The organism is Streptomyces botrytidirepellens (assembly GCF_003721215.1).
Taxonomy (GTDB): Bacteria; Actinomycetota; Actinomycetes; order Streptomycetales; family Streptomycetaceae; genus Streptomyces; species Streptomyces himastatinicus.
Genome location: NZ_RIBZ01000625.1, coordinates 1 through 4,907 on the forward strand (window position 1 = coordinate 1; position 4,907 = coordinate 4,907).

Below are 4,907 nucleotides of genomic sequence, written 5' to 3' on the forward strand. Positions count from 1 at the left end.
TGGCGGGGGTGGGCGGCGTTGCTGGCGGGGGCCGCGGGGCCGCACGGGGAGGCCGTGGACTTCGTCAACGTCTCCCGCAGCGGCGCGCTCGCCGCCGACGTGGCCGGTGAGCAGCTGGCCGCCGCCCGCCGGGCCCGGCCGCATCTCGCGTCCGTCGTGGTCGGCATGAACGACACCCTGCGCGACACCTTCGACATCCGCCGGGTCGCCGAGGCCCTGGACGCGACGATCGGCGCGCTGCGCGCCGACGGGACGGTGGTGCTCACCGCGTGCCTGCCCGACCCGGGCCGGATGCTGGGGCTGCCGGAGGCGCTCGCGCGGCCGCTGGGGCGCCGTATGCGGGCCGTCAACACGGTGGTGCACGCGCTGTCCGGCCGCTACGGCGCGGTCCACGTGGAGCTGACCGAGCACACCTGGGTCACGGACCGCGCGGCGTGGAGCGTGGACCGGCTGCATCCGAGCGAGCTGGGGCACCGGCTGCTGGCGCGGGAGTTCCACAGCGCGCTCACGGCCCGCGGCGTCGCCCTGGGCGAGCCGCCGTCCACGGCGCTCGACGGGCCGACGCCCTCGCGTGCCGCGAGCGCCTGGTGGATGGCGACCCGGGGCACGCGCTGGGTCGTGGACCGCTGCACCGATCTGCTGCCCGGACTCCTGGCGCTGGCGGCGCAGGAGGTACGCCACCGGGTGCGCGGGACCGGACATCTGCTCGACGGGCAGGAAGGGCGGGCGGCGCTGGCCGCGCTCGCCTCGTTGCCGCGTCCGGAAGCCCAAGCATCCGCGCACGCTGCGACAATGGCGGGATGAAGGGTCGCTGGGAATTCTGGATCGACCGTGGCGGTACCTTCACGGACGTCGTCGGGAAGCGCCCGGACGGCCGCCTCGTCACCCGCAAGCTCCTGTCCCACCATCCCGAGCGCACCATGGACGCCGCCGTCGCCGGGATCCGGCAGACGCTGGGGCTCGGGCCGGACGAGCCGGTTCCGGCCGACCGGATCGCCGTCGTCAAGATGGGCACCACCGTCGCGACCAACGCCCTGCTGGAGCGCAAGGGCGAGCCCACGGTGCTCGTCGTCACGGCCGGTTTCCGGGACGCGCTGCGCATCGCGTACCAGAACCGGCCGCGGCTGTTCGACCGCCGGATCGTGCTGCCGGAGGCGCTGTACGACCGGGTGATCGAGGTGCCCGAGCGGGTGGACGCGCACGGCGCCGTCGTACGCCCCCTGGACCTCGACGCCGCCACGGAGGCGCTGCGCGCCGCCCACCGCGACGGCTTCCGCAGCGCCGCGGTCGTCCTGACCCACGGCTACCGGCATGCCGCGCACGAGCGCGCGGTGGGCGAGGCGGCCCGCGACCTCGGCTTCGCGCAGGTGAGCTGTTCGCACGAGGTGAGCCCGCTGATGAAGCTGGTGTCGCGCGGGGACACCACCGTGGTCGACGCGTACCTCTCGCCGATCCTGCGCCGCTACGTCGAGGACGTGGCCGCCGAGCTGCGCGGCATCCGGCTGATGTTCATGCAGTCCAACGGCGGGCTGCGGGAGGCCGCGCACTTCCGCGGCAAGGACGCGGTGCTGTCGGGGCCCGCGGGCGGCGTGGTGGGCATGGTGCGCTCCTCGGAAGAGGCGGGCCACGCCAAGGTCATCGGATTCGACATGGGCGGCACGTCGACCGATGTGTCGCACTACGCGGGCGAGTTCGAGCGGGTCTTCGGCACCGAGGTCGCGGGGGTGCGGATGCGCGCGCCCATGATGAACATCCACACCGTCGCGGCGGGCGGCGGCTCGGTGCTCCACTTCGACGGGCGCCGCTACCGGGTGGGCCCGGACTCGGCCGGTGCCGTCCCCGGCCCCGCCTGCTACCGGCGCGGCGGCCCGCTGACCGTCACCGACGCCAACGTGATGCTGGGCCGGATCCAGCCCGCCCACTTCCCGGCGGTGTTCGGCCCGCACGCCGACCGGCGGCTGGACGCGGACACCGTACGGGAGCGCTTCGCCCGCCTCGCCGAGGAGATCGCGGAGGCGACCGGCGACCGGCGCGGCCCGGAGGAGGTCGCGGCGGGCTTCCTGGACATCGCGGTGCTGAACATGGCCAACGCGGTCAAGAAGATCTCCGTGCAGCGCGGCCACGACGTCACCCGCTACGCGCTCACCAGCTTCGGCGGCGCGGGCGGCCAGCACGCGTGCGCGGTCGCCGACGCCCTCGGTATCGGCACGGTGATCGTGCCGCCGCTGGCCGGGGTGCTCTCGGCGTACGGCATCGGGGTCGCCGACGCCACCGCGATGCGCGAGCAGGCCGTGGAGACGGAGCTGAGCGAGGAGTCGCTGCCGGACGTGCGCGACCTGTGCGCGCGGCTGTCCGGCCAGACGCGCGACGAGCTGCTCGCCGACGGCGTCCCCGGGGAGAGCGTGCGCACCACGGCCCGGGTCCATCTGCGGTACGCGGGCACCGACGCGGCCCTCCCCGTACCGCTGGATGCCGTCCCCGCGATGACCGCCGACTTCGTACGGGCGCACCGCACGCGCTACGCGTTCACCATGGACAAGCCGATCGTCATGGAGGCGGTGTCGGTGGAGGCGGTCGGCGCGGCGGGCCCGGCGGGCGGCCACGCCGTGGAACAGCCGTCCAGGGAGGGCGCCCTGGCGCCGGTGGCGACCGTGGAGATGTTCACGGAGCGGCGGTGGCAGCGCACCGGCCTGTACGAACGCGCCGGGATGCGCCCCGGGGACACCCTCACCGGCCCGGCGGTCATCGCCGAGGACGACGCCACCACCGTCGTCGACCCCGGCTGGCAGGCGGCCCTGGGCGACCGCGGCCATCTGCTGCTCACCCGGGTCCGGCCCCGGCCGCGCACGGCCGCCGTCGGCACCGAGGTGGACCCGGTGATGCTGGAGGTCTTCAACAGCCTCTTCATGGCCATCGCCGAACAGATGGGCCTGCGCCTGGAGAACACCGCCCACTCCGTCAACATCAAGGAGCGGCTGGACTTCTCGTGCGCCCTGTTCGACGCCGACGGCAACCTCATCGCCAACGCCCCCCACATCCCGGTGCACCTGGGGTCGATGGGCGAGTCCATCAAGGAGGTGCTGCGGCGCAACGGGGACGCGATGCGGCCCGGGGACGTCTACGCCATCAACGACCCGTACCACGGCGGCACCCACCTCCCGGACGTCACGGTCGTCACCCCGGTCTTCGAAGACGAGGGCACACGGCTGCTGTTCCTGGTCGCCTCCCGCGGCCACCACGCCGAGATCGGCGGCATCACCCCCGGCTCCATGCCCGCCTTCAGCCGCACCATCGAGGAGGAGGGCGTCCTCTTCGACAACTGGCTGCTGGTCCGGGCGGGCGCGCTGCGCGAGCGCGAGACCCGCGAACTGCTGACCGCCGGGCCGTACCCCTCCCGCGCCCCGGACGCCAACCTCGCCGATCTGCGCGCCCAGATCGCCGCCAACGAGAAGGGCATCCAGGAACTGCGCCGGATGATCGGGCAGTTCGGCCTGGACGTGGTGCACGCCTACATGCGCCACGTCCAGGACAACGCCGAGGAGTCCGTACGCCGCATCGTCGGCGCCCTCCGCGACGGCTCGTACCGCTACGAGACCGACAGCGGGGCCGTCATCCACGTCACCGTCACCGTCGACCGCGCGGGCCGCGGCGCCGTCCTGGACTTCGCCGGTACGTCGCCCCAGACGCCGGGCAACGCCAACGCGCCCAGTTCGGTGGTGATGGCGGCCGTGCTGTACGTCTTCCGCACCCTGGTCGCCGAGGACATCCCGCTCAACAGCGGCTGTCTGAAGCCCCTGGAGGTCCGCATCCCCGAGGGCTCGATGCTGGCCCCGATGTACCCGGCCGCCACGGTCGCCGGAAACGTCGAGACGTCCCAGGCCGTCACCGGCGCCCTCTACGCGGCGCTCGGCGTCCAGGCCGAGGGCTCCGGCACGATGAACAACGTCACCTTCGGCAACGACCGCGTCCAGTACTACGAGACGGTGGCCAGTGGCTCGGGCGCGGGCGACGGCTTCGACGGCGCCGACGCCGTCCAGACCCACATGACCAACTCCCGGCTCACCGACCCCGAAGTGCTGGAGTGGCGCTATCCGGTCCGGGTCGAGAGCTTCGAGGTGCGCCGGGACAGCGGCGGCCGCGGCCACTGGCGCGGCGGCCACGGCGTCACCCGCCGCATCCGCTTCCTGGAGCCGATGACGGTGGCCCTGCTCACCGGCCACCGCCGCGTCGCCCCGTACGGCATGGCGGGCGGCGCGCCGGGCGCGCTGGGCGCCAACCTGATCGAGCGCACCGACGGCTCGGTGGACCGGCTGGCGGGCTGCGACGCGGCCGACGTCGGCACGGACGACGTCCTCGTCGTCCACACCCCGGGCGGCGGCGGATACGGCCCGGCGCCGGACTGAGCGCCGAGGCCCCCGTACGCGCCGCCGTAGCCGAGGCCCCGTACGCGCCGCCGTATTGGCGCGATCAATCCCGTTTGCGGCCGCCCCCACCGGAAACCCGCCCCCTAACAAGCCCGCCAAGCCTTGTGCGCGGGGGTCGGCCTCCTTTTCCATCTCCACCCACTGGACGCGTCAGACCCGCGCGGGCGGCGGCGGGATCCCACCACGACGCATCACAGAAGGGTCAGGCAGCCATGGAATGGTGGCAGAGCGCGGCATGCGTGGACGAGGACCCCGAGCTGTTCTTCCCGGTGGGGGTGGCCGGACCCGCGGCTCAGGCGCAGCAGGCCCTGGCCAAGGAGGTCTGCCACCGCTGCCCGGTGATCCACGAGTGCCTCACCTACGCGCTGGAGAGCGGGGTGACCCACGGCGTGTGGGGCGGCACCGACGAGGAGGAACGCCGGGTGCTGCGCCAGCGGGCACGGCGACAGGCGCGCGGCGCGCCGTCGCCGGGCGGCGGCCAGC

3 protein-coding genes are annotated in these 4,907 nt (G+C 74.2%); all 3 read left to right on the plus strand.

Annotated features, from left to right (window positions below):
* The coding region (locus tag EEJ42_RS33985; RefSeq protein ID WP_246097561.1) for an SGNH/GDSL hydrolase family protein at positions 1-804 on the plus strand (804 nt) is incomplete at its 5' end.
* The gene (locus EEJ42_RS33990; protein ID WP_123105927.1) at positions 801-4,403 is read left to right on the plus strand and encodes a hydantoinase B/oxoprolinase family protein; all 3,603 of its coding nucleotides are present in this window, start codon (positions 801-803) and stop codon (positions 4,401-4,403) included. The genes EEJ42_RS33985 and EEJ42_RS33990, both read left to right, overlap by 4 nt.
* Before the next feature lie 233 nt (positions 4,404-4,636).
* On the plus strand, positions 4,637-4,907 hold a 271-nt coding region (locus EEJ42_RS33995; protein ID WP_148082124.1), incomplete at its 3' end, for a WhiB family transcriptional regulator.

Coding starts and splice junctions, on each gene's coding strand:
- EEJ42_RS33990 (WP_123105927.1), top strand. CDS start 801: ATGAAGGGTCGCTGGGAATTCTGGATCGACCGTGGCGGTACCTTCACG.